This is a genomic window from Nonomuraea sp. NPDC049695 (genome assembly GCF_040674955.1).
GTDB lineage: Bacteria > Actinomycetota > Actinomycetes > Streptosporangiales > Streptosporangiaceae > Nonomuraea > Nonomuraea helvata.
This window is the reverse complement of the sequence record NZ_JBFANV010000069.1, coordinates 41,609-63,131: the sequence shown is the minus strand read 5'-3', so window position 1 is coordinate 63,131 and position 21,523 is coordinate 41,609. Positions and strand designations below refer to the sequence as shown.

Below are 21,523 nucleotides of genomic sequence, written 5' to 3'. Positions count from 1 at the left end.
GGACGGCCATACCGCTGCTGAGCCCGTCAGGCGGCGGCACGACGAACGGGCGCGCCGGTGCGGCCCTGACGGACGCGATCGGCGCCGGTGGCGGGACACCGGCGGTGCCCGGCGCTGACTGGCCGGGGCCCGTGTGTCACGGGCCGCTCGCTCTCAGAGGCGGCCACGCGGCCCCCTACTGCCGCTGGTGCGGCCGGGTGGACGCCGACTGGCGCTGCCCGTCCTGCGGCAGCCCCAGGCTCCGGGCCGTCGTCACCGGCGCCAGGCGTACGGCGGAGGAGCTCGGCCGGGCCTTCCCCTCGGTGCCGGTGCGCACGTCGGGCCGCGACGGCGTCCTGGCCACCGTCCCCGACACCCGCGCGCTGGTCGTCGCGACCCCCGGCGCCGAGCCGGTGGCGCAGGGCGGTTACGCGGCGGCCGTGCTCCTCGACGGATGGGCGCTCCTCGGCAGGGCCGACCTGAGGGCGGCCGAGGAGACAGTGCGCCGGTGGATGAACGCCGCCGCCCTCCTCCGCCCCGGGGCCGAGCTGGTGGTGCTGGGCGACGCCGCGCTGCCCGCCGTACAGGCCCTGCTGCGGTGGGACCCCGTCACCCACGCGGAGCGCGAACTGGGTGACCGCGCCGAGCTGGGGTTCCCGCCGGCGGTGCGGATGGCGACGCTCACGGGCGTGGCGAGCGCGGTCAGGCAGATGCTCGACGAGGTACGCCTCCCGCCCGGCGCCCAGGTGCTCGGCCCCGTCCCCATGGACGAGTCCGGCCTGGAACGGGCCATGATCCGGGTCCGGCGGTCCGGCGGCGCCGCGCTGGCCGCCGCGCTCAAAGGGGCCAGTGGGGTACGTGCGGCCCGTAAGACGCCAGATGTCGTGAAGGTAAGTGTCGACCCGCTCGACCTGATTTAGACCATTTCCCCGATTCGCTCATCTGAGGACCAGCCGTTAGCGTGCCTCTGTGTCGATCGAATGGGTGAACGGGGCCATCGACGCCCTGCGCGCCTGGGGGCGCGCGCGGGAGGTCGAGGTGGACGCGGACGAGGTCCGCCTGCTCTGCGACTACGCCAGCGACTACCTCAACGTCAACGAACTGGGTGACTTCACCCCCGAGACCTTCGACGAGCTGCTGCTGTCCATCTATCCGCGCAAGGTCATCGCGCCCCCGGAGAGCGCTCCTGAGAGCATCGCCGCCGCCCGCACCCTCGTCGACTACCTCAGCGAGTCGGGCGCGGTCTCCGGGGACACGGCGGCGCTCATGCGCGACAGGCTCGACGACATCGCGCCGCGCATGCCCGAGGCCCTCGCCGACCAGGCGAACTTCGGCATGGCCAAGACCCTGTTCAGCTCCATCGGCCCGGAGTCGCTCGAGCAGGCGATCGCCATCCCCTCCGGTGAGGTGCCTGACCTGGGCGAGGCGCCCTGCGACTGCCCCGGGTGCACGCCGCTGCCCGCCGCCCGGCTGGCCTCGCCGGAGGATCTCGTCGCCGATCTGGAGACCGTGCCCGCGCTGGCCGATGACCCGCTGCCCGACACCGGCGAGCCGCTGGAGGCCTGGGCGCAGCGGGTCGCCGCGCTCCTCGAGGACGACGCGGACAGGGGGCTCTACGACCTGTTCGACATGCTCTACCGGGTCCAGGTGCGCGTGCCGGTCAGTGTGATCCGCGACTACCTCGACGAGTACGCCGACGGCGGCGAGATCGACCTGGACGCCGTGCTGGACGACCTCGTACGGCACGGCATGATCCACGTCACGGGCGACACCGCCGAGCTCACCCCGCTGGCCGTCTGGGGGCTGCGCCGGCACTACCTGTCGCTCGGGCTCGACGCGCCCGAGGCGCCCGACCTGGCCGAGGCCGACGCGCTGGGGCTCATCGAAGGGCTGCTCGAAGGCGTTCCCGCCGAGCTCGCCGAGCAGGACATCAGCCGCTGGCTGACCGGCAGGACGCCGGGCGAGGCCGTGACGGAGCTGCTGGCCGCCGCCTCGGGCGCGCCCGCGGTGGCCCGCGGCATCGCGATCACCATCGTCGACCGGCTGGGATCGGAGGCCGAGCCGGAGGTACGCCGCTACCTCGACGATCAGGAGCTGCGCCCGCACGCCATCCACTGGCTGGCCGCCAGAGGGCTGCCCGCGCCGCAGCTCACCCAGGAGGAGCTGCTCTGGGTCAGCGTCGACATGCTCGCGCTGGCGATGCCCGCGGCCGAGGAGGACCCCGAGAACTTCGCCGAGAACATGGCCGCCTCCGGTCCGCCTGCGCATATGATCGAGGAGATGTGGCGGGTCGACCACCCTGACGTCGTCGACGTCCTGGAGCTGCTCGGACGCTCGATTTCCGACGGCACGGTGGCGAAGGCGGCGCGCAAGGCGGCGTTCAAGGCCCGGTCCCGGGCCATCCGTTGAGTACGCTCATGTGACTGCTGTGCAGTAAGTTTCCTGGGTGGCAAACAACGTCTTCGACCTCGCCGAGCTGCGCAAGCTGATCGATGAGCAGGCCGCCGTGCCGCCACGGCCTCCTGAGGAGACTCCCGTGGAGCACGAAGCGCTCACGTTCCCGCCGGTGCTGCCGGCGCCCGACGCGGAGCTGGCCGCGGCGGTGCCCTCGGTGCCGCTGGTCGCCGACGCCATCAGGCTCACCACCTGGACGGGCACCCGCGAGGTGACCCCCGAAGGGCACCTGACCGAGGCGGACGCCGAGGCCGCCGTGCGGGAGCTGGGCCTGCCCGCCTCCCGGCTGCGCCTGGTCTGGATCGTCGCCGTCAACACCGGGCTGCTCCAGATCCTCGGCGGCCGCGCCTCCAGAGGGCCGCTGTCGCTGCGGCTCACGGTCGAGGCCACGCTGGAGTTCTGGGACGGCGTGGTCATGGACGTGCTCGACCGCGCCGACGACGGCCTGACGGGCTCCGCCGTGGTCGACGGCCACCTGGCCGAGATGCTCGCCACGATCTACTCCGTGCGCTCCGGCGTCGCGACCGCCAATCTCGCCAGGGGCATACTCCAGTCCCACGAGGTGGCCTGCGCGCCCGGTCCCGTCGAGATGCGCAGGCTCGCCGCCGCGCTGCCCGCCGAGCTGCTGGAGGCGCTGTCGCTGCTGGCGTACTGCGGGCTCGTCGAGCAGACCGCCGCCGGCCGCACCGCGCTCACCCCGCTCGGCGTCTGGGCCATCCGCCGCGACCTGCTGCGCGAGGGCCACGACGCGCCGACGACGGCCGAGGTGGAGGTGTTCGCCGACCTGTCGGCGGCCGAGCTGGTGGAGGCGCTGGTCAAGGGCTCGGCCACGCAGAGCGCCGTCGCCGGGTGGCTGGAGCGCCGCGCGCCCGAGTCAGCGGCCGGCGATCTGATCGAGATCGCCGCCTCCGGCACGGCGGGGCAGCGCGGCGCGGTCGGCGCCATCCTCGAGGAGCTGGGCCCCGAGGCCGAGAAGCCCGTCAGGGAGGCGCTCGACCACCCGCTCATGCGCCGCTACGCCGCCTCCTGGCTGCACATCCGCGACCTCGACGCCCCCACGCTCAGCCCCGAGGACCACACCTGGCTGGCGGTCGACTCCCTGGCCGCCCTCATGCACCTGTCGGGGCCCGCCGCGGGCCGGATCGACCCCCCCGAGCCGGGGGAAGACCTGATCAAGCTGGTCGGCGAGATGCCCGGAGTGGGCCACCCCGACACGATCGCCGTGCTCGACATGCTGGCCACCGCCCACGACGACCAGGCCGTGGTCAAGGCGGCCCGCAAGGCGGCGATGAAGGCGCGCTCGCTCGAGCACACTAAACTGGGTTGATCCACACCTGAGAACGGAGTAACCCCCTTGGCGATCCAGTCGATCCGGCTGTTCGGAGACCCGGTGCTGCGCACCCCGGCGGCCCCGGTCGTCGACTTCGACAAGGAGCTCCGCAAGCTGGTCAAGGACCTCACCGACACGATGATGGACGCTCCCGGCGCGGGCCTGGCGGCGCCGCAGATCGGGGTCGGGCTGCGGGTGTTCACCTACTACGTGGACGAGCAGCTCGGCCATCTCATCAACCCCGACCTCGACCTGTCCTCGGAGATGGACGAGGAGGGCGAGGAGGGCTGCCTGTCCTTCCCCGGCCTGTCGTACCCGACGCCGCGGGCCGTCCGCGCCGTCGCCAAGGGCCTCAACATGCACGGCGAGCCCGTCACGCTGGAGGGCACCGACCTGATGGCGCGCTGCTTCCAGCACGAGACCGACCACCTCGACGGCATCCTGTTCATCGATCGCATGGACCCCAAGCAGCGCAAGCTGGCCATGAAAGCCGTCCGCGAGGCCGAGTGGAGCGGCCTGTCCGCTCCCGTGATCAAGGTCTCGCCGCACGCCACCGGCGGAAGGGCGCTCTGAGAGCATGCGTCTGGTCTTCGCGGGCACACCCGAGACGGCGCTGCCGTCGCTGCGGACCCTGATCGACTCGCCGCGCCACGAGGTCGTGGCGGTCGTCACCCGCCCCGACGCGCAGTCGGGCCGGGGCCGCAAGGTCCACCCCTCGCCGGTGGCCGAGCTCGCGGAGGAGGCGGGCATCGAGGTGCTCCGCCCGCTCAAGGCCGGCGACCCGGACTTCCTCGACCGGTTGCGCGCCCTGGAGCCCGACTGCTGCCCGGTGGTCGCGTACGGTGCGCTGCTCCCGCAGTCGGCGCTCGACATCCCCCGGCACGGGTGGATCAACCTGCACTTCTCGATCCTGCCCGCCTGGCGTGGGGCCGCGCCCGTGCAGCACTCGATCCTGCACGGCGACGAGATCGGCGGGGCGACGACATTCCAGATCGTCAAGGAGCTGGACGCCGGGCCCGTCTACGGCGTGGTGACCGAGGAGATCCACACCACCGACACGAGCGGGACGCTGCTTGAGCGGCTGTCGGTCTCGGGGGCGGGGCTGCTCGCCGCCACCCTCGACGGCGTCGAGGACGGCACCCTGGAGGCCCGCCCGCAGCCTGCCGACGGGGTGACGATCGCGCCCAAGATCACCGTGACCGACGCCCGCGTCGATTGGACCAAGCCCGCCCTGCACGTCGACCGGCTCATCAGGGGCTGCACACCCGCGCCTGGGGCGTGGACCGAGTTCCGCGGGCAGCGGGTGAAGCTGGGGCCGGTGCGGATGGTTCCCGGCGAGCGGCTGCCCGCCGGCGAGATCGCCGCCACCAAGACGAAAGTGCTGGTGGGGACCGCTACCGACGCGGTCGAGCTGGGCGAGGTGCAGCCGCAGGGAAAGCGGGTGATGGGGGCTGTGGAGTGGGCTCGCGGGGTTCGCCCAGAGGGTAAAGAGATCTTCAAATGACTCCGCGTGTCGATCATGGCGCTCTCTGTAACATCGGCCCCATGACTACCACCAGTAACGAAGCACAGGCGCTCATCGCGCGCATGGACAATCTCCGCGAGGACCAGGATGTCGCGTTTGCGACGCTCTGTGACGCGCGCGACCACATTCGCGACATCAACATCTGGACCCGCCGCTGCGATCGCAACATGGCGAAACTCGACGGCAAGGTGGCGCGGGTCGAGCAGAAGACCGACAAGGCCCTCGGACTGGCCGTGCAGGCGGGGGAGAAGCTGGACGCACTCGGCGGTCGGGTATCCGTACTGGAGGCCGACGTCAAGGAGCTGAAGACGGATGTCGCGGTCCTGAAGACAGACGTCGCGGAGCTCAAGATCGATGTCGCGGAGCTCAAGACGGTCGTCAAGAGTGACCTGATCGACGTCAAGGCGCTGCTCGGCGAGGTGCTCGAGAGGCTGCCTGCCAAGGCATAAAGGAAAGTTTGAGGGATGAGGACACGGGGGGACCAAGGGGCCGGAGGCAGGGGCGGCGGGAGCCGTACGCGGAAGCCACCGAGACCAGCACGCGACCAGGCACGCAACGCGGCCTTCGACGTCGTGCGCGCGGTCGACGAGCGTGACGCGTACGCCAACCTGCTCCTGCCGCGGCTTCTCCGCGAGCGCGGCATCAAGGGACGCGATGCCGCGCTGGCAACCGAGCTCGCGTACGGGACGCTGCGCGGGCTCGGCACCTATGACGCCGTGATCGAGATGTGCAGCGACCGTGCGCCCGATCCCGACGTACGCGACGCCCTGCGGCTCGGGGCCCACCAGCTCCTGCGCATGCGCGTCCCGCCGCACGCGGCCGTCGGCACCACCGTCGATCTGGTGCGCCTGCGCATCGGCCAAGGGGCGGCCAAGTTCGTGAACGCGGTGCTGCGGAAGATCGGCTCGAGGACGCTCGACGAGTGGATCCCCATCGTCGCGCCCGACCCGGCCGACGACCCCGTCGGCCACCTCGCCATCGCCTATGGCCATCCCCGCTGGATCGTCTCCGCCTTCCGCGACGCACTCGGCCGCCCTGACGAGATGGCCGACCTGCTCGACGCCGACAACGCCCGGCCCCTGGTGACGCTCGTGGCACGGCCGGGGCGGAGCTCGGTGGAGGAGCTCGAAGGCTTCGGCGCACTCCCGGCCCGCTACTCGCCGTACGCCGCCTACCTGCGCGAAGGCGATCCCGGGCAGATCGAGGCGGTGGCGGAGACGCGAGCCGCCGTCCAGGACGAGGCCAGCCAGCTGGTGGCCCTGGCCCTGACCCGGGTCCCTCTCGAGGGGGACGAAGACGAGCTGTGGCTCGACATGTGCGCGGGGCCCGGCGGCAAGGCGGGGTTGCTCGACGCCATCGCCACCCACGGCGACCTCGAAGGTCTGCGCAGGGAACGCACTCACACCTCCACGCCCGCCGGCGCGGTCGGCGAAGCCACGGAGGAGGGGCGCGGCGGTGGTGCGGATGCCGCCGGTCAAGGGGCCGGTGACCGTGGTGCGGCGTTTCCTGGGGGAGCGCGGCTGCTGGCGGCGGACGTGCAGCAGCACCGGGCCCGGCTGGTCTGGCAGACGACCAGGGACGCGGTCGTGGTGACGGCTGACGGCACCGAGCCGGCGTGGCGGCCCGGGGTGTTCGACCGGGTGATGCTCGACGCGCCCTGCACCGGGCTGGGGGCGTTGCGGCGGCGGCCGGAGGCGCGATGGCGGCGGGACCCGGCCGGGATCGCCGAGCTGGGCAGGCTGCAGCGGCGGCTGCTCGACACCGCGTTGGACGCCGTGCGCCCCGGCGGCGTCGTCGCGTACGTCACCTGCTCCCCGCACCTGGCCGAGACCCGGGTGGTGATCGGGGACATCCTGGCGCGCAGGCACGACGTCGAGCAGCTCGACGCCCGCGGCTACCTGCCCGAGGTCGAGGGCCTGGGCGACGGCCCGCACGTCCAGTTCTGGCCGCACCGACACGGCACCGACGCCATGTTCCTGGCGCTGCTGCGTAAGCGGCCTTCCGTGTGAGACGCGTAGCGTGTGGTGTCTGGTCCGATGAGGGCCTGCCTCCGCTGCGTAAGCGTCATCCCAGGTGAGGCGTATGCGGCGGGTTCTCCCGGGTTCAGCTGCCCGAGAAGCGGGAACCTGGCGGGCGGCCGCTGGACTCCCCGCGCTTCTTCAACGCGGGGCGTGTCAATAGACTTGGTCAATCATGGCCGTACAGATCTCGCCCAGCATCCTCGCCGCCGACTTCGCCAGGCTCGCCGACGAAGCCGCCGCCGTGCCCAACGCCGACTGGCTGCACGTCGACGTCATGGACTACCACTTCGTCCCCAACCTCACCATCGGGCTGCCTGTGGTCGAGGCGCTGCGCAAGGCGACCTCGACACCCCTCGACTGCCATCTCATGATCGACGACCCCGACCGCTGGGCGCCGCAGTACGCGGAGGCGGGGGCCGGCAGCGTGACCATCCACGCCGAGGCGGCCAAGGGGCCCATCAGGACCCTGCGCGAGATCCGCGCGCTGGGCGCCCGGGCCGGGCTGGCGCTCAACCCGGCCACGCCCGTGGAGCCGTACGAAGACCTGATGGGCGAGGTTGACATGCTCCTGCTGATGACCGTGGAGCCGGGTTTCGGCGGGCAGAAGTTCCTCGACGGGGTGCTGCCCAAGGTGCGGCGGGCACGGGAGATGATCCAGCGGCACGGCGGAAGGGTCTGGCTGCAGGTGGACGGGGGAGTCGACGCCGGCACGATCGAGCGCTGCGCGGAAGCGGGCGCCGACGTGTTCGTGGCGGGCAGCGCCGTTTACGGGGCCTCCGATCCGGCCTCCGCCGTCGACGCCCTCCGCGCCGCGGCCAGTCGCAAAAACGCATAGATCGGTCGATCGCCGGGTAACCATTCACTTATGGGCGACCATGGGATCTTCGGTCCCCGCTCGGTGACGTGGCGGGTGATGGGCGAGCCGATCCTGCTGGTGGGGGGCATCAGGGCGCTGCTGATGCAGGGGCTGCATCCGAGGGCGATGCGCGGCGTGCTGCAGAACTCCGCGCTCATGGATCCACACGAGGCCTGGTCGCGGTTCGTGCGGACCACGGAGTTCGTGCGCGTCCGTACGTACGGGACCAATGCCGAGGTCGAACGCGCGGGGCGGCGCGTCCGCAAGATCCATGCCAAGCTGAGCGCCTACGACCCCGACACCGGCACCACCTTCCACCTCGACGATCCCGACGCGCTGCGCTGGGTGCACGTCGGCGAGGTCGACTCCTACCTGTCGGTCGCCCGTCGCGCCGGGGTGCGGCTGTCGGACGCCGAGGCGGACGCGTTCGTCGCGGAGTGGCGGCGGGCCGCCGAGGTGGTGGGGCTGAAGGCCGAGGACGTTCCCGGGTCGGTGGCCGAGCTGCACGACTACATCGAGGCCGCGCGGCCGGGGCTGCGGTTCGTGCCCGAGGCGGCCCATCCGCTCCGCCTGTCGCTCAACGCCCCGCTCCCGCGCAGGCTGACGCCGCTCAAGCCCGCGCTGCCCGCGCTGACGTTCCTCGCCATCGCCACGCTGCCGCGCTGGGCCAGGCGCCTGTACGGGCTGCCCGCCACGCCGGTCGGCGACCTGTGGGCCACGGCCACGCTGCGTACGTTGCACACCGGGATCGGGCTGGTGCCCGGCGACGTCCTCTACAGCCCGGCGGCACGGCGGGCGCGCCGGCTCATGGTCGCCTGAAACTAGCGCTTGTTTGGTAATTGGCTAGGGGTGGTCGCGCGCGACAATTGGGGCATGGCACACTGGTAGCGAAAGAGAGCTAGCGTGCTCCGGGGTCGGTGAAATTCCGAACCGGCGGTTACAGTCCGCGACCCGGCCGATGCCATCGGCCGGTTGACCCGGTGAAATTCCGGGACCGACGGTTAAAGTCCGGATGGGAGGAAGCGCGCGAGGTGTCCGGCGTCCCAGCCGGGCGCTTGCCGTGGTGCATCTGCGCATCGCGGTAGAAAATCCCCCGGGGCCCGCCGTGGCTTGTAGCTACTGGCGAGTAGGAGACCCGGGTGGAGATCCCCCCGCAGGACGCCGCGCACATGGCGCGCGCCGTCGAGCTGGCCGCGCGCGGACACGGCACCACCAGCCCCAATCCTGTCGTGGGCTGCGTCGTGCTCGACGCCGCGGGCCTGGTCGTGGGCGAGGGGTTCCACGCGTACGCGGGCGGGCCGCATGCCGAGGTCGTCGCGCTGGCGCAGGCGGGGGAGCGGGCGCGCGGCGGCACCGCGTACGTGACGCTCGAGCCCTGCGACCACACCGGACGGACGGGGCCGTGCAGCCGGGCGCTGCTGTCGGCCGGGGTCGCGCGGGTGGTGATCGCGGTGGCCGACCCCAACCCGAAGGCCGCCGGCGGGGCGGCGCGGCTGCGGGCGCACGGGGTCTCCGTGACGACAGGGGTGCTGGCCGCCGAGGCCTCGCTGGTGAACGAGGAGTGGCTGACGTACGCGCGGCTCGGACGGTCGCATGTGACGTGGAAGTTCGCGGCGACGCTGGACGGGCGGTCGGCGGCCGCGGACGGGACCAGCAAGTGGATCACCTCGCCGGAGGCCAGGGCCGACGTGCACCGGCTGCGGGCCGCCTCGGACGCGATCGTCGCCGGCATCGGCACCGTCCTCGCCGACGACCCCCACCTCACCGCCCGCCCCCAGGCCGCCGCCGCTCTCCCGGTCTCGCCGGCCCACGCCGGGGATGGCGCTCGCCGCGCACGGGAGGGGCAGCCCGAGGAGGGTGGCGGGCACGGGTCGGAGGGCCGTGGGGACGGAGGCGCTGGGCTCGGGTCGGAGGGCCGCGGGGAAGGTGGCGCTGGGCTCGGGTCGGAGGGCCGCGGGGACGGCGGCGCCGGGCGCGACGCGGAGGGTCCCGTCGGTGACGGCGCGGTCGCTCCGGCTGTGGCGGGGCGTCTCGGTGGGAGGGCTGTCGGCGGTGGGCAGGATCACCTTGCACGAGGCGGCCGGGAGACGGCCGTTGGCGACGGCCTGCTTGCTCCGGCCGAGCGCGGTGCCGGGGACGGTCAAGGCGTGGCCGGCGCGGAGGGGCGCCAGGGCGCGGGTGACGGAGGTGGCACGGGTCTTGAGGCGGGCGTCCGTGCTGGCGCACGAGGCCAAGGCGCGAGTGATGAATACGGGGCGGGCCTGGAGGTGGGGGCCGGTGGTGGTGTCGAGGGCGTCGGTGGCCGAGCCCGTGGAGGGCAGAAGGCGAATGGGCGGGGGCCGTTGCGGGTCGTGGTCGACACGCGGGCCCGGACGCCGCGCGACGCCAGGGTGCTCGACGGCAGCGCCCCCACGCTGGTCGCCGTCGCCGAGGACGCCGACACCGACCTCAAGGCCGACCTCCTCCGCCTGCCCCGTCAAGGCCGTGGCCTCGACCTGGACGCACTCCTGAGGGAGCTGGCGGCGCGCGAGATCGTGAGCGTGTTCCTGGAGGGCGGCCCCACGTTGGCAGGTGAGTTCCTCAGGCGGGGCCTGGTCGACCGCGTGGTCGCGTACGTCGCGCCCGCGTTGCTGGGCTCCGGCCGGGCCGCGCTGGGCGCCGCCGGGGTGGGCACGATCGGCGAGATCCACCGCCTGACATTTGACGAAATATCCCTTATTGGGCCGGATGTACGGCTAATTGCCCGGCCCGCAGCCCCCAACCAGGCAGGGAGTAGTGATGTTCACCGGAATCATTGAGGAAAAGGGCGAGGTAGTCGCCATCGACCAGGTGGGCGGCGGGGCCGTGCTGTCGGTACGCGGCCCGGTCGTGACCTCCGACGCCAAGCACGGCGACTCGATCGCGGTCAACGGCGTGTGCCTCACGGTCGTGGAGGCCAAGGACGACGTGTTCACCGTGGACGTGATGAGGGAGTCCCTCGACCGCAGCTCACTCGGCGGCCTCGTCCACGGCTCCCCCGTGAACCTGGAGCGCGCCGTACGCGCCGACCAGCGCCTCGGCGGCCACATCGTGCAGGGCCACGTGGACGGCACCGCCGTGCTGCTCTCCCGCGACCCGGGCGAGCGATGGGACGACGTGCGCTTCTCGCTCCCCGAGGCGCTCGCCCCGTACGTCGCGGAGAAGGGCTCGATCGCGATCGACGGAATCAGCCTGACGGTGACGACGGTTGACGACGAAAGCTTCGGTGTGAGCCTCATCCCCACGACGCTCCAGCTCACCACGATGGGCGACCGCCAGGTCGGCGACGTGGTGAACATCGAGGTCGACGTGATCGCGAAGTATGTGGAAAGGCTGGTGGTCAGGCAATGAACTGGGCCGACGCTGGATTCGAGGTATTCGGCACCCATGTGCTGTGGACCGACCTGATCGGCAACATCGCCGCGCTGTCGACGGTCCTGCTCGCCATGCGCAAGTCGATGTGGACCTGGCCGGTGCAGTTCGCCGGATCGGTGCTGCTGTTCATCGCCTCGATCAACGCGCACATCACCGGCAACGCGCTCAAGCAGGCCCTGTTCGCCGGCCTGGCGGTCTACGGCTGGTGGGCGTGGCGGCGCGGCACACAGGACGGCAAGCAACTCGCCGTCCGCCCCGCCCAGTGGTGGGAGCGCTCGCTGCTGATCGGCGTCATGCTGCTGGGCACGGCCGTGGTCGGGCTGCTGTTCTTCGTCACCGGCCTGTCGTGGGGCGCGCAGGTGCCGCTGCCCAAGGGCGCCTTCCTGGTGGCCGCCGACGCCTACATCTTCGTGGGCAGCGCGATGGCCACCTGGGCGCAGGGCAGGGCGCTGGTGGACTTCTGGATCGTGTGGGTGGCCGTCGACCTGGTGGGCGTGCCGCTGGCGTTCAGCTCGGGGCTGGTGGTCTCCGGCTGGGTGTACGGGATCTTCTTCGCGCTGGTCGTCGTCGGGTTCGTGAAGTGGCTGCGTGAATACCGGACCGCCGAGCTCAGCGTGGCGGTGGCGCAGTGAGCGACATCAAGCTGGACCCGATCGAGCGGGCCATCGAGGACATCCGCGACGGCAAGGCGGTCGTGGTCGTCGACGACGAGAGCAGGGAGAACGAGGGCGACCTGATCTTCGCCGCGGCCAAGGCCACGCCTGACCTGTGCACGTTCACGATCAGGCACACGAGCGGGATGATCTGCGTGGCCATGGACGGCAAGGAGCTCGACCGGCTCGGGCTGCCGCTCATGGTCTTCCAGAACAAGGAACGCATGCGCACGGCGTACACGATCACCGTGGACGCCCGCGACGGCGTCACCACGGGCATCTCGGCGGCCGACCGTGCCAGGACCATCCGCACGCTCGCCGACTCCGCCACCGAGCCCACCGAGCTGGTACGCCCGGGTCACATCTTCCCGCTGCGCTACCAGGAGGGCGGCGTGCTGGCCAGGCGCGGCCACACCGAGGCGGCCGTCGACCTCGCCAGGCTGGCCGGGCTGTCGGCCGCGGGCGCGCTGGCCGAGGTGGTCAACGACGACGGCACCATGGCCAGGCTGCCCGAGCTGCGCCGCTTCTGCGACGAGCACGACCTGGCCCTGGTCTCCATCGAGCAGCTCGTCGACTACCGCCGCCGGGCCGAGAGCATGGTGACGAGGGTGGCCGAGACGCGGCTGCCGAACGCCCACGGGATGTGGCGGGCGTACGGCTACGCCAGCGCGCTCGACGGCGGCGAGCACATCGCGCTCGTCTACGGAGACCTGGAGGACGGCGAGAACATCCTGGTCAGGGCCCACTCCGAATGCCTGACCGGCGACGTGTTCGGCTCGCTGCGCTGCGACTGCGGGGTGCAGCTGAGCCACGCCATGGCGGCCATCGCGGAGGAGGGCCGGGGCGTGGTCGTCTACCTGCGCGGCCACGAGGGCAGGGGCATCGGCCTGCTGGCCAAGCTCAAGGCGTACAGCCTGCAGGACAACGGCAGCGACACCGTCGACGCCAACGTCGAGCTGGGGCTGCCGGTGGACGCGCGGGAGTTCTCCAACGCGGGGCAGATCCTCGCCGACCTCGGCGTCAAGTCGGTGCGGCTGCTCACCAACAACCCGGCCAAGCTCAAGGGCATGGACGGGTACGGCATCAAGGTCCTCGGCCGCGAGCCCCTGCCCGTGGCCATGAACCCGCACAACGAGCGGTACCTCAAGGCCAAGCGCGACCGCCTCGGCCATGATATTTCAGGGCACATCTCGGAGGCTTCATGAGCGGAGAAGGACGGCCGGGCGTCGCGGCGCCCGACGCCTCGGGGCTGAGCGTGGGGGTGGTGGCGGCCAGCTGGCACGCCAAGATCACCGACCAGCTCGTGGCGCGGGCCGTGCAGGCCTGCGCCGACAGCGGCGCCACGGCCACCGTGGTGCGGGTGCCGGGGTCGCTGGAGATCCCGGTGGTCGCCCAGGCGCTGGCCCGCCGCTGTGACGCGGTGGTGGCGCTGGGGGCGGTCGTCAGGGGCGAGACCGCCCATTTCGACTACGTCTGCGACTCGGTGACCGCGGGCCTGACCCGGATCTCGCTGGACGAGGAGACGCCGGTCGGCAACGGCGTCCTCACGGTCGAGACCCTGGACCAGGCCCTCGACCGTTCGGGACTGCCCGGGAGCAAGGAGGACAAGGGGTACGAGTCCACCATCGCCGCGCTCGAGACCGCCCTCCTGCTGAGGGACCTCCCTTGAGCTGAGATAGGTTTCCCTCGTGCCAGAGCCCGTGTCTCCACCGCCCCTGCCCGTCATCTGGCGGCCCCGCCGCCCGCGGATCGTCGCGTACGGCTTCGCCGCACTGATCGTGCTCGGGGCGGTGATCATGGCGGTCTTCATCGCGGAGCCGTTCAAGCTGCCCGACCGGATCGGGATCGTGCTGTTCGGCTGCGCGGTGGCGTTCGTGCTGCACCTGCTGGGCCGGGTGCGGGTGGAGGCGGACGACGAGGGCGTCACGATCGTCAACGCCATCCGCAGCCACCGCTACACGTGGCCGGAGATCCTGGAGGTCACGCTGCTGGTGGGCGACCCCTGGCCGCGCATCGACTTCTCCGACGGGCGCACCATCGGGGCGATGGGCATCCAGGGCTCGGAGAAGCACCGCGCCCGCAGGGCCACTGCCGAGCTGGAGGCCCTGATCCGGGAGCGCGCGGAGGCCCGCGAAGATTAGGCGGGTCCTGCGCGAGAACGTAGGCTGAAGGGGTGCTGCGGCCGACAATCAGGGCAAGGGACATCGAGTCGCCGGACAAGCTCGTCGAGCTGCTCGACCGGCACGCCTACCTGGCCGACGAGGGGCTGGCCACGGCCGTCTTCCTGGCGCTGAAGATGGGCCGCCCGCTCTTCCTCGAAGGCGAGGCGGGGGTCGGCAAGACGGAGCTGGCCAAGACGCTCGCCACGCTGCTCGACGCGCCGCTCATCAGACTCCAGTGCTACGAGGGGCTGGACGCGGCCCAGGCCCTGTACGACTGGGACTTCGCCCGCCAGCTCCTCCACCTCAAAGCCGCCGAGGCCGCCGGGATCACCGACGTGAGCCGGCTGGAGGGCGAGATCTATGACCGCAGGTTCCTGATCGCGCGCCCCCTGCTGAAGGCCGTCGAGACGCAGCCGAGCGTGCTGCTGGTGGACGAGATCGACCGGGCCGACGACGAGTTCGAGGCGTTCCTCCTCGAGGTGCTCTCCGACTTCACGATCTCGATCCCCGAGCTGGGCACGGTCAGGGCCACGACGCCGCCCGTGGTCGTGGTGACCTCCAACAGGACACGCGAGGTGCACGACGCGCTCAAGCGGCGCTGCCTCTACCACTGGCTGGAGCACCCGAGCTTCGACCGCGAGGTCGCCATCCTGCTGCGGCGGCTGCCCGACTGCACCGAGACGCTGGCCGCGCAGGTGGCGCGGGCGGCCGAGCGGCTGCGGCAGGCGGACCTGGTCAAGCCGCCCGGCGTGGCCGAGACGCTCGACTGGACCGAGGCGCTGCTGACGCTCGGCGCCAAGGAGCTCGATCCGGGGCTGGCCGCGGCCACTCTGGGGGCGGCGCTGAAGTACCGCGAGGACGTCGCGAGCGTGCTCGGCAACGGGCTGCTCTCCCATGGATGAGCTGGTCGCCACCGTGACCGGGTTCGCCAGGACGCTCCGGGCGGCCGGGGTCGGGGCCGATCACGAGCGGACGGGAAACATGCTCAGAGCGCTCGACCACCTCGACGTGGCCGACCCTGGCGAGGTCTACTGGGCCGGGCGGCTCACCCTCTGCGCCACGCCCGACGACCTGCCCAGGTACGACCGGTGCTTCGCCGCGTACTTCGGCGGCCGGAAGGCGGCGCTGCTCAAACGGGGCACCCGTACGGGCACGACCAGCGTCACCAGGCACCTGGCGGCCGAGCCGGAAGGGGAGGGCGGCGACGACGGGACGGCGGCGCCCGCGACGGCGAGCCGGGCCGAGGTGCTGCGGCACCGCGACGTGGCCCGGCTGACCGAGGCCGAGCGGGCCGAGGTGCACAGGATGCTGGCCATGCTGAGGACCGCGCGGGCCCGGCGGCTCTCGCGCCGCTTCGAGGGCGCGCGCCGGGGCGTGCTCGACCCGCGCCGCACCATCCGCGACGCGCTCAGGAAGGGCGACGTCGCCAGGCTCCGGCGCAAGAGGCACACCACCCGCCCGCGCACGGTCGTGCTGTTCGTGGACGTCAGCGGTTCGATGGCCCCGTACGCCGAGACCCTGCTGCGCTTCGCCCACGCGCTGGTAAGGAGCGAGCCCAGGGCCACCAGGGTCTACTCGGTCGGCACCCGGCTCACCCCGATCACCGCCGAGCTGCGTCACCGCGACCCCGGCACCGCGCTGAACGAGGTCTCCAAGGCCATCCCCGACTGGAGCGGCGGGACCCGGCTGGGGGAGGAACTCCGGCAATACCTGTCCCGTTACAGCGCGAGAGGGGCGATAGCCGTGATCGCCTCGGACGGGTGGGAACGCGGCGATCCGGCGCTGCTGGGAGCGCAGATGGCCAGACTGGCCAGGCAGGCGTACCGGGTGATCTGGGTCAACCCGCACAAGGGGTATGAGGACTACCAGCCGCTCACCGGTGGCATGCGCGCCGCCCTCCCGCACATCGACGACCTGGTGGCCGGGCACAGCCTGGCCGCCTTCGAGCAACTCAGCGAAAGGCTGGCCCATGCGTGACGTGCTGCCGGAGATCATGAAGTGGTGGCGGTCCGGTCTCCGGTTCGGGCTGGCGACCGTGGTGAGCACGTTCAGCAGCGCGCCCAGGCCGCCGGGCGCGGCCATGGCGGTCCGCGGCGACGAGGTGGTCGGCAGCGTGTCCGGCGGCTGCGTCGAGGGCGCCGTGTTCGAGCTGGCCGCCGAGATCGACCGGCCCGTCCTGCAGCGGTACGGCGTGAGCGACGACGACGCGTTCGCCGTCGGGCTCACCTGCGGCGGCATCATCGACATCCTCGTCGAGCCCGTCTCGATCGAGACGTTCCCCGAGCTGGGGGAGATCTCCGCGGCCGTGGAGGCGCACCAGCCGGTCGCCGTGGCCACCGTCGTCTCCGGCCCCGGCCGGATCGGCGCCCGCCGGGTCGTCTGGCCGGACCGCTTCTCCGGCACCCTCGGCCTCGAGCGCCTCGACGAGGCCGTGGACGACGACGCGCGCGGCATGCTCGCCCAGGGGCTGACCGGCATCAGGCGCTACGGCGGCCAGGGCGAGCGGCGGCTGGACGACCTGGCGGTGTTCGTCCAGTCGTTCGCGCCGCCGCCGCGCATGCTGGTCTTCGGGGCCATCGACTTCGCGGCGGCCGTGGCCAAGGTGGGCAAGTTCCTCGGCTATCACGTGACGGTCTGCGACGCCCGCCCGGTCTTCGCCACTCCCAAGCGCTTCCCCGACGCCGACGAGGTCGTGGTCAAGTGGCCCCACGACTACCTGTCGTCGGTGCAGGTGGACGAGCGCACGGTGATCTGCGTGCTCACCCATGACCCCAAGTTCGACGTGCCGCTGCTGGAGGTGGCGCTGCGGACCAAGGCCGGGTACGTGGGCGCGATGGGCTCGCGCCGCACCCACGACGACCGGCTCGCCCGGCTGCGCGAGTGCGGGCTCACCGAGGCCGAGCTGGCCGGGCTGCGCTCGCCGATCGGGCTCGATCTCGGCGCGCGCACCCCGGAGGAGACCGCCGTGTCGATCGCCGCCGAGCTGATCCAGCTCCGCTGGGGCGGCTCCGGGCGCCCGCTGTCCAGCACGCGGGGGCGCATCCACCACGAGGCGGCCCTGTGAGAGGCGACAGGGTCGCCGGGCTGCTGCTGGCCGCGGGCCAGGGCGCCCGGCTGGGCACGCCGAAGGCGCTGGTCGAGTACGCGGGCGAGCGGCTGGTCGACCGGGGCGTGCGGCTGCTGGAGGAGGGCGGCTGCCACCCCGTCGTGGTCGTGCTCGGCGCGGCCACGGTGCAGGTGCGCGGCGCGGTGACCGTGCGCAACCCTGACTGGGCCTCCGGCATGGGCTCGTCCCTGCGGGTCGGGCTCGCCGCGCTGCCGGAGGAGGCCGAGTCGGTGGTGGTCGCCCTCGTGGACCAGCCGCTCATCCGTCCCGGCGCGGTACGCGCCCTGATCGGCTCGGGCGCCGGCCTGGCGGTCGCCACCTACGGAGGCAGGCGCAGGAACCCGGTGCTGATCGCCCGCGAGCACTTCGCCGGGGTGACGGAGCTGGCCGTCGGGGACGTCGGGGCCAGGCCGTTCATGAAGGCCCATCCCGAGCTGGTCACCGAGGTGCCCTGCGACGAGCACGGAGACCCCGCCGACATCGACACGCCGGGGGACCTGAGGCTGCTAGAGCCGCAGTGAGGCGATGGCGGCCCGGTGGTCGCTGCCGGTGGCCGGGGCGACGCCCGCCTTGGTCGCCGTCATGCCCTTGAACAGGATGTGGTCAGGCCGCGTGACAGGGAACTCCGACGGCCAGGTGAACCCGAACCCGTCGCCCGCCGCGGTCTGCGCGTCGGTCAGCGGCGGCGTCAGCCCCCGCATGCCCCGGTCGGTGGTGGCGGTGTTGAGGTCGCCGAGCAGCAGGATGCGCTTGCTGGGGTCGGCGTCGATGAGCTCGCGCGCGTGCGCGAGCGAGGCGTCGCGCGAGGTGGTGGCCCCCGGCCGGGCCGAGGCCAGGTGCATGACGTAGACGGTCACCTTGCCCTTGGGGGTGGTGACCACCGCGCGCAGGGCCCGGGGCCAGCCCAGGCCGACGTCGAGCGGCTTGGTGTCGCTGATCGGATAGCGGCTCCACAGGCCGACCGTGCTGACCGGGTAGTGGTACTTGAACATTTTGTTGAGCTGCTTGGCCGCCGGCCCGCCGCTGGTCAGCTCCTGGGCGGCCAGCAGGTCGAGATCCTTGGCGATCATGCGCACGGCCTCTCCGGAGGCGTTGTTGGTCACGCCCACGTTGACCGTGCCGACGGCCAGGTCGCTCGGGCCGCCCGGCGGCGTGCGCAAGAGCGTGGAACCGAACATCACCGCCCACACCACCCCCGGCAGCAGCGCCGTGAGGGCGGCGGCCCGGGAACGTGCCAACGCGGCCGCCATGAGCAGCAGCGGAACGGTCAGCCCCAGCCAGGGCAGCAGGCTCTCCATGACGGGCGTGAACCCGCCGAGTGCCGGGATCAGCTGATGCCCCGCCAGGGCCAGGGCAACCACGGCGCTCACGACGATGACGAGCCGACTCAGCACCTGATCCAGGCTAGTGGCTCACCACCCGGCATGCCGACGCGATAGCCTGGTCGCGTCGCAACGGAATATCATTCGGTTTCAGCGGGAGCCCGGCATGCGCATCGGAATGGCACTCAAGTACTCGGGCGGCTTCAAGGAGGCGGTGGCCGAGCTGGCCGACTACGAGAAGGCCGGGCTCGACATCGTGTTCGTGGCCGAGGCGTACTCGTTCGACGCCGTCAGCCAGATGGGCTACATCGCGGCCAGGACCGAGCGGCTGGAGATCGCCTCGGGCATCCTGCCGATCTACTCCCGCACACCGACGCTCCTGGCCATGACGGCCGCGGGCATGGACTACGTCTCCGACGGGCGCTTCACGCTCGGCATCGGCGCCTCCGGGCCGCAGGTGATCGAGGGGTTCCACGGGGTGCCGTACGCCGCGCCGCTCGGGCGTACCAGGGAGATCATCGAGATCTGCCGCAAGGTGTGGCGGCGCGAGCGCCTGGAGCACGACGGCCGGCACTACACGCTGCCGCTCCCGCCCGAGCAGGGGACGGGCCTGGGCAAGCCGCTCAAGCTCATCAACCATCCGGTACGGCCCCGCATCCCGATCGTGGTCGCCGCCATCGGCCCCAAGAACGTCGAGCTGACCGCCGAGCTCGCCGAGGGCTGGGAGCCGATCTTCTACGTTCCCGAGAAGGCCGCCGACGTGTGGGGCCCGTCGCTGGCCGCCGGCAAGGCCAGGCGTGATCCGGAGCTGGGCGAGCTGGACGTGATCGCGCAGGCGTTCCTGGCGATCGGCGACGACGTGGCCGGGCTGCTGGAGTTCGGGCGGCCGATGGCGGCCCTCTACATCGGCGGCATGGGCGCCAAGGGCAGGAACTTCTACAACGACCTGGCCAGGCGCTACGGCTACGAGAAGGAGGCCGAGCAGATCCAGGACCTCTACCTCGAGGGTAAGAAGGACGAGGCGGCCGCCCTGGTGCCCGGCGAGCTGCTGGAGAAGATGTCGCTGATCGGCAGCGAGGGGTTCGTGCGCGACCGCGTGCAGGCGCTCAAGGAGTCGGGGGTGACCACGCTCAACGTGACCCCGCTCGCCGGGACGCACGAGGACCGGGTGCGGCTGATCGAGACGATCAAGGAAATTGTGAGGTAAGTCTACTTCGTTTATGGGGAATATCTCCGGTCATGTGGGTGTTGCAGCGGCTCGTGAGGTTCTCTCTGGTGTCCGTCTGGCTGGTCGAGCGGCTGCACGTTGATCTGTGCCGGCTGCGCGGATCGCTCTGTCGCTGACCGACACGCCCACGATCGTCCCCCTCCCTTTGGTATGCCCTGCACTGTGCTTGCCGCCGCATGCCGTGATTTGCCGGAGTTCCCCACCCATGAAGAGATTCTCCTTCTCCCTGCAGTTGCTGGTCGGCCTCGTGGCCGGCATCGCGCTGGGCTTCGTCGCCAAGATCTGGGACGTGGCCTGGCTCGCCGAGACGCTGACGAAGGCCGGTCAGATCTTCGTCCAGCTGCTCAAGCTGGCCGTCCCGCCCCTCGTCTTCACCGCCGTGCTGGTCAGTGTGGCCAACCTGCGCAACGTCAACGGCGCGGCCAGGCTCGCGACCAAGACGCTGCTGTGGTTCCTCGTCACCGCGTTCGTCTCCGTGGCGTTCGCGATCGGGCTCGGCCTGGTGATCAACCCCGGCCAGGGCGTCACCCTCGACACCGGCGCGGCCAAGGCCGTCGACACCGAGGGCGCGGGCACCTGGCTCGACTTCGTCACCGGCATCCTCCCCACGAACATCGTCACGTCCTTCACCGAGGTGAACGTCCTCCAGATCGTCTTCCTGGGCATCGTGCTCGGCGCGGCGGCCCTGGCGATCGGTGACAAGGCCGAGCCGTTCCTGAACCTCTCCCGTTCCGTCCTGGAGCTGGTCCAGAAGGCGCTGTGGTGGGTCATCCGCCTCGCCCCCATCGGCACGGCGGGCCTGATCGGCAAGGCCGTGTCCACGTACGGGTGGGAACTGCTGGCGCCGCTGGCCAAGCTCAGCCTCGGCGTGTACGCCGGCTGCCTCATCGTGCTGCTGGCCGTCTACCCGACGCTGCTGGCGGTGTGGGGCAAGGTCAACCCCGTCCAGTTCTTCCGCAACGCCTGGCCCGCGATCGAGCTGGCGTTCGTCTCCCGCTCCTCGGTCGGCACCCTGCCGCTGACGCAGCGGGTCACCATCGAGCGCAACGGCGTGGACCGCGACTACGCCTCCTTCGCCGTGCCGTTCGGCGCCACCACCAAGATGGACGGGTGCGCCTCCGTCTACCCGGCGCTGGCCGCGATCTTCGTGGCCCAGGTGTTCGGCGTCCACCTCGGGGTGGGCGACTACCTGCTGATCGCGTTCGTGTCGGTGGTCGGCGCGGCCGCCACGGCCGGTCTGACGGGCGCGATCGTCATGCTGACGCTCACGCTCAGCACGCTCGGGCTGCCCCTGGAGGGCGTCGGCCTGCTCCTGGCCATCGACCCGATCCTGGACATGATCCGCACCGCCACCAACGTCACCGGGCAGATGGTGGTGCCCGTCCTGGTGGCCCGCTCGGAGGGCCGCCTGGACGAGGCCGTCTTCAACGCGCCGCCCTCGCCGCTCGACAGCGCTCCTTCGGGGGCCGCGCAGCCCGCGGCTGCCTGATCGCC

21 protein-coding genes, 1 pseudogene and 1 riboswitch are annotated in these 21,523 nt (G+C 71.9%); of the genes and pseudogenes, 21 read left to right on the top strand and 1 reads right to left on the bottom strand.

Translation table 11 applies throughout. From position 1 onward, the window contains the following. The 19 genes and pseudogenes from AB0J64_RS41155 to AB0J64_RS41065 form a co-directional block, all read left to right on the top strand. A pseudogene (locus tag AB0J64_RS41155) lies at positions 1 to 899 on the top strand (primosomal protein N'); the annotation flags it as partial. A gap of 49 nt (positions 900 to 948) precedes the next feature. Further along, entirely contained in the window at positions 949 to 2,388 is a 1,440-nt protein-coding gene (locus AB0J64_RS41150) for a hypothetical protein (RefSeq protein ID WP_364040225.1), read from the top strand. Positions 2,389 to 2,425: 37 nt separating this feature from the next. Further along, the gene (locus AB0J64_RS41145) at positions 2,426 to 3,760 is read left to right on the top strand and encodes a hypothetical protein (RefSeq protein WP_364040222.1); all 1,335 of its coding nucleotides are present in this window, start codon (positions 2,426 to 2,428) and stop codon (positions 3,758 to 3,760) included. Positions 3,761 to 3,787: 27 nt separating this feature from the next. After that, complete coding sequence (def, locus tag AB0J64_RS41140; RefSeq protein WP_364040219.1) at positions 3,788 to 4,336, top strand: peptide deformylase; 549 nt, start codon at positions 3,788 to 3,790, stop codon at positions 4,334 to 4,336. A 4-nt stretch (positions 4,337 to 4,340) separates the two neighbouring features. After that, entirely contained in the window at positions 4,341 to 5,267 is a 927-nt protein-coding gene (fmt, locus tag AB0J64_RS41135; protein ID WP_364040216.1) for a methionyl-tRNA formyltransferase, read from the top strand. Then, positions 5,264 to 5,737 carry a hypothetical protein gene (locus tag AB0J64_RS41130; RefSeq protein ID WP_364040213.1) on the top strand — a complete coding sequence of 158 codons (474 nt, stop codon included), beginning with the start codon at positions 5,264 to 5,266 and terminating at the stop codon, positions 5,735 to 5,737. Before fmt ends, AB0J64_RS41130 begins: the two co-directional genes overlap by 4 nt. Positions 5,738 to 5,752: 15 nt before the next feature. Beyond that, complete coding sequence (locus AB0J64_RS41125; protein WP_364040210.1) at positions 5,753 to 7,297, top strand: transcription antitermination factor NusB; 1,545 nt, start codon at positions 5,753 to 5,755, stop codon at positions 7,295 to 7,297. Between the two features lie 184 nt (positions 7,298 to 7,481). Further along, positions 7,482 to 8,144: a ribulose-phosphate 3-epimerase gene (rpe, locus tag AB0J64_RS41120; protein ID WP_364040208.1), complete on the top strand. Its 663-nt coding sequence runs from the start codon at positions 7,482 to 7,484 to the stop codon at positions 8,142 to 8,144. 30 nt (positions 8,145 to 8,174) lie between these two features. Then, complete coding sequence (locus AB0J64_RS41115; protein WP_364040205.1) at positions 8,175 to 8,984, top strand: oxygenase MpaB family protein; 810 nt, start codon at positions 8,175 to 8,177, stop codon at positions 8,982 to 8,984. Between the two features lie 80 nt (positions 8,985 to 9,064). Continuing rightward, a riboswitch (FMN riboswitch) is annotated at positions 9,065 to 9,195 on the top strand. Positions 9,196 to 9,304: 109 nt separating this feature from the next. After that, positions 9,305 to 10,963 carry a bifunctional diaminohydroxyphosphoribosylaminopyrimidine deaminase/5-amino-6-(5-phosphoribosylamino)uracil reductase RibD gene (gene ribD, locus AB0J64_RS41110; RefSeq protein WP_364040202.1) on the top strand — a complete coding sequence of 553 codons (1,659 nt, stop codon included), beginning with the start codon at positions 9,305 to 9,307 and terminating at the stop codon, positions 10,961 to 10,963. Beyond that, a complete protein-coding gene (locus AB0J64_RS41105) occupies positions 10,944 to 11,534 on the top strand; it encodes a riboflavin synthase (protein WP_364040199.1) in 591 nt (196 codons plus the stop codon). Before ribD ends, AB0J64_RS41105 begins: the two co-directional genes overlap by 20 nt. After that, the gene (locus AB0J64_RS41100; protein ID WP_364040196.1) at positions 11,531 to 12,190 is read left to right on the top strand and encodes a nicotinamide mononucleotide transporter family protein; all 660 of its coding nucleotides are present in this window, start codon (positions 11,531 to 11,533) and stop codon (positions 12,188 to 12,190) included. Before AB0J64_RS41105 ends, AB0J64_RS41100 begins: the two co-directional genes overlap by 4 nt. Then, on the top strand, positions 12,187 to 13,416 hold the full coding sequence (locus tag AB0J64_RS41095; protein WP_364040193.1) for a bifunctional 3,4-dihydroxy-2-butanone-4-phosphate synthase/GTP cyclohydrolase II: 1,230 nt from the start codon (positions 12,187 to 12,189) through the stop codon (positions 13,414 to 13,416). The genes AB0J64_RS41100 and AB0J64_RS41095 overlap by 4 nt, the downstream gene beginning before the upstream one ends. After that, positions 13,413 to 13,880 carry a 6,7-dimethyl-8-ribityllumazine synthase gene (gene ribH, locus AB0J64_RS41090; RefSeq protein WP_364040190.1) on the top strand — a complete coding sequence of 156 codons (468 nt, stop codon included), beginning with the start codon at positions 13,413 to 13,415 and terminating at the stop codon, positions 13,878 to 13,880. The genes AB0J64_RS41095 and ribH overlap by 4 nt, the downstream gene beginning before the upstream one ends. 19 nt (positions 13,881 to 13,899) lie before the next feature. Continuing rightward, a complete protein-coding gene (locus tag AB0J64_RS41085; protein WP_364040187.1) occupies positions 13,900 to 14,352 on the top strand; it encodes a PH domain-containing protein in 453 nt (150 codons plus the stop codon). Positions 14,353 to 14,384: 32 nt separating this feature from the next. Further along, on the top strand, positions 14,385 to 15,275 hold the full coding sequence (locus AB0J64_RS41080) for a MoxR family ATPase (protein ID WP_364040184.1): 891 nt from the start codon (positions 14,385 to 14,387) through the stop codon (positions 15,273 to 15,275). After that, positions 15,268 to 16,350 (top strand): VWA domain-containing protein, encoded by a 1,083-nt coding sequence (locus AB0J64_RS41075; RefSeq protein ID WP_364040181.1) that lies wholly within the window; start codon positions 15,268 to 15,270, stop codon positions 16,348 to 16,350. The genes AB0J64_RS41080 and AB0J64_RS41075 overlap by 8 nt, the downstream gene beginning before the upstream one ends. Continuing rightward, entirely contained in the window at positions 16,343 to 17,437 is a 1,095-nt protein-coding gene (locus tag AB0J64_RS41070; RefSeq protein ID WP_364040178.1) for an XdhC/CoxI family protein, read from the top strand. Before AB0J64_RS41075 ends, AB0J64_RS41070 begins: the two co-directional genes overlap by 8 nt. After that, positions 17,434 to 18,000, top strand: coding sequence for a nucleotidyltransferase family protein (locus AB0J64_RS41065; RefSeq protein WP_364040175.1), 567 nt, complete (start codon positions 17,434 to 17,436; stop codon positions 17,998 to 18,000). Before AB0J64_RS41070 ends, AB0J64_RS41065 begins: the two co-directional genes overlap by 4 nt. Here the strand turns inward: AB0J64_RS41065 and AB0J64_RS41060 are convergent. After that, complete coding sequence (locus tag AB0J64_RS41060) at positions 17,986 to 18,873, bottom strand: endonuclease/exonuclease/phosphatase family protein (RefSeq protein WP_364040172.1); 888 nt, start codon at positions 18,871 to 18,873, stop codon at positions 17,986 to 17,988. The two genes, AB0J64_RS41065 and AB0J64_RS41060, sit on opposite strands and share 15 nt — an antisense overlap. A 94-nt stretch (positions 18,874 to 18,967) precedes the next feature. On the opposite strand from AB0J64_RS41060, the gene AB0J64_RS41055 reads away from it, so the two are divergent. Continuing rightward, on the top strand, positions 18,968 to 20,008 hold the full coding sequence (locus AB0J64_RS41055; RefSeq protein WP_364040169.1) for an LLM class F420-dependent oxidoreductase: 1,041 nt from the start codon (positions 18,968 to 18,970) through the stop codon (positions 20,006 to 20,008). A 226-nt stretch (positions 20,009 to 20,234) separates the two neighbouring features. Next, a complete protein-coding gene (locus tag AB0J64_RS41050; protein WP_364040166.1) occupies positions 20,235 to 21,518 on the top strand; it encodes a dicarboxylate/amino acid:cation symporter in 1,284 nt (427 codons plus the stop codon). The last annotated feature ends 5 nt before the right edge of the window (positions 21,519 to 21,523 follow it).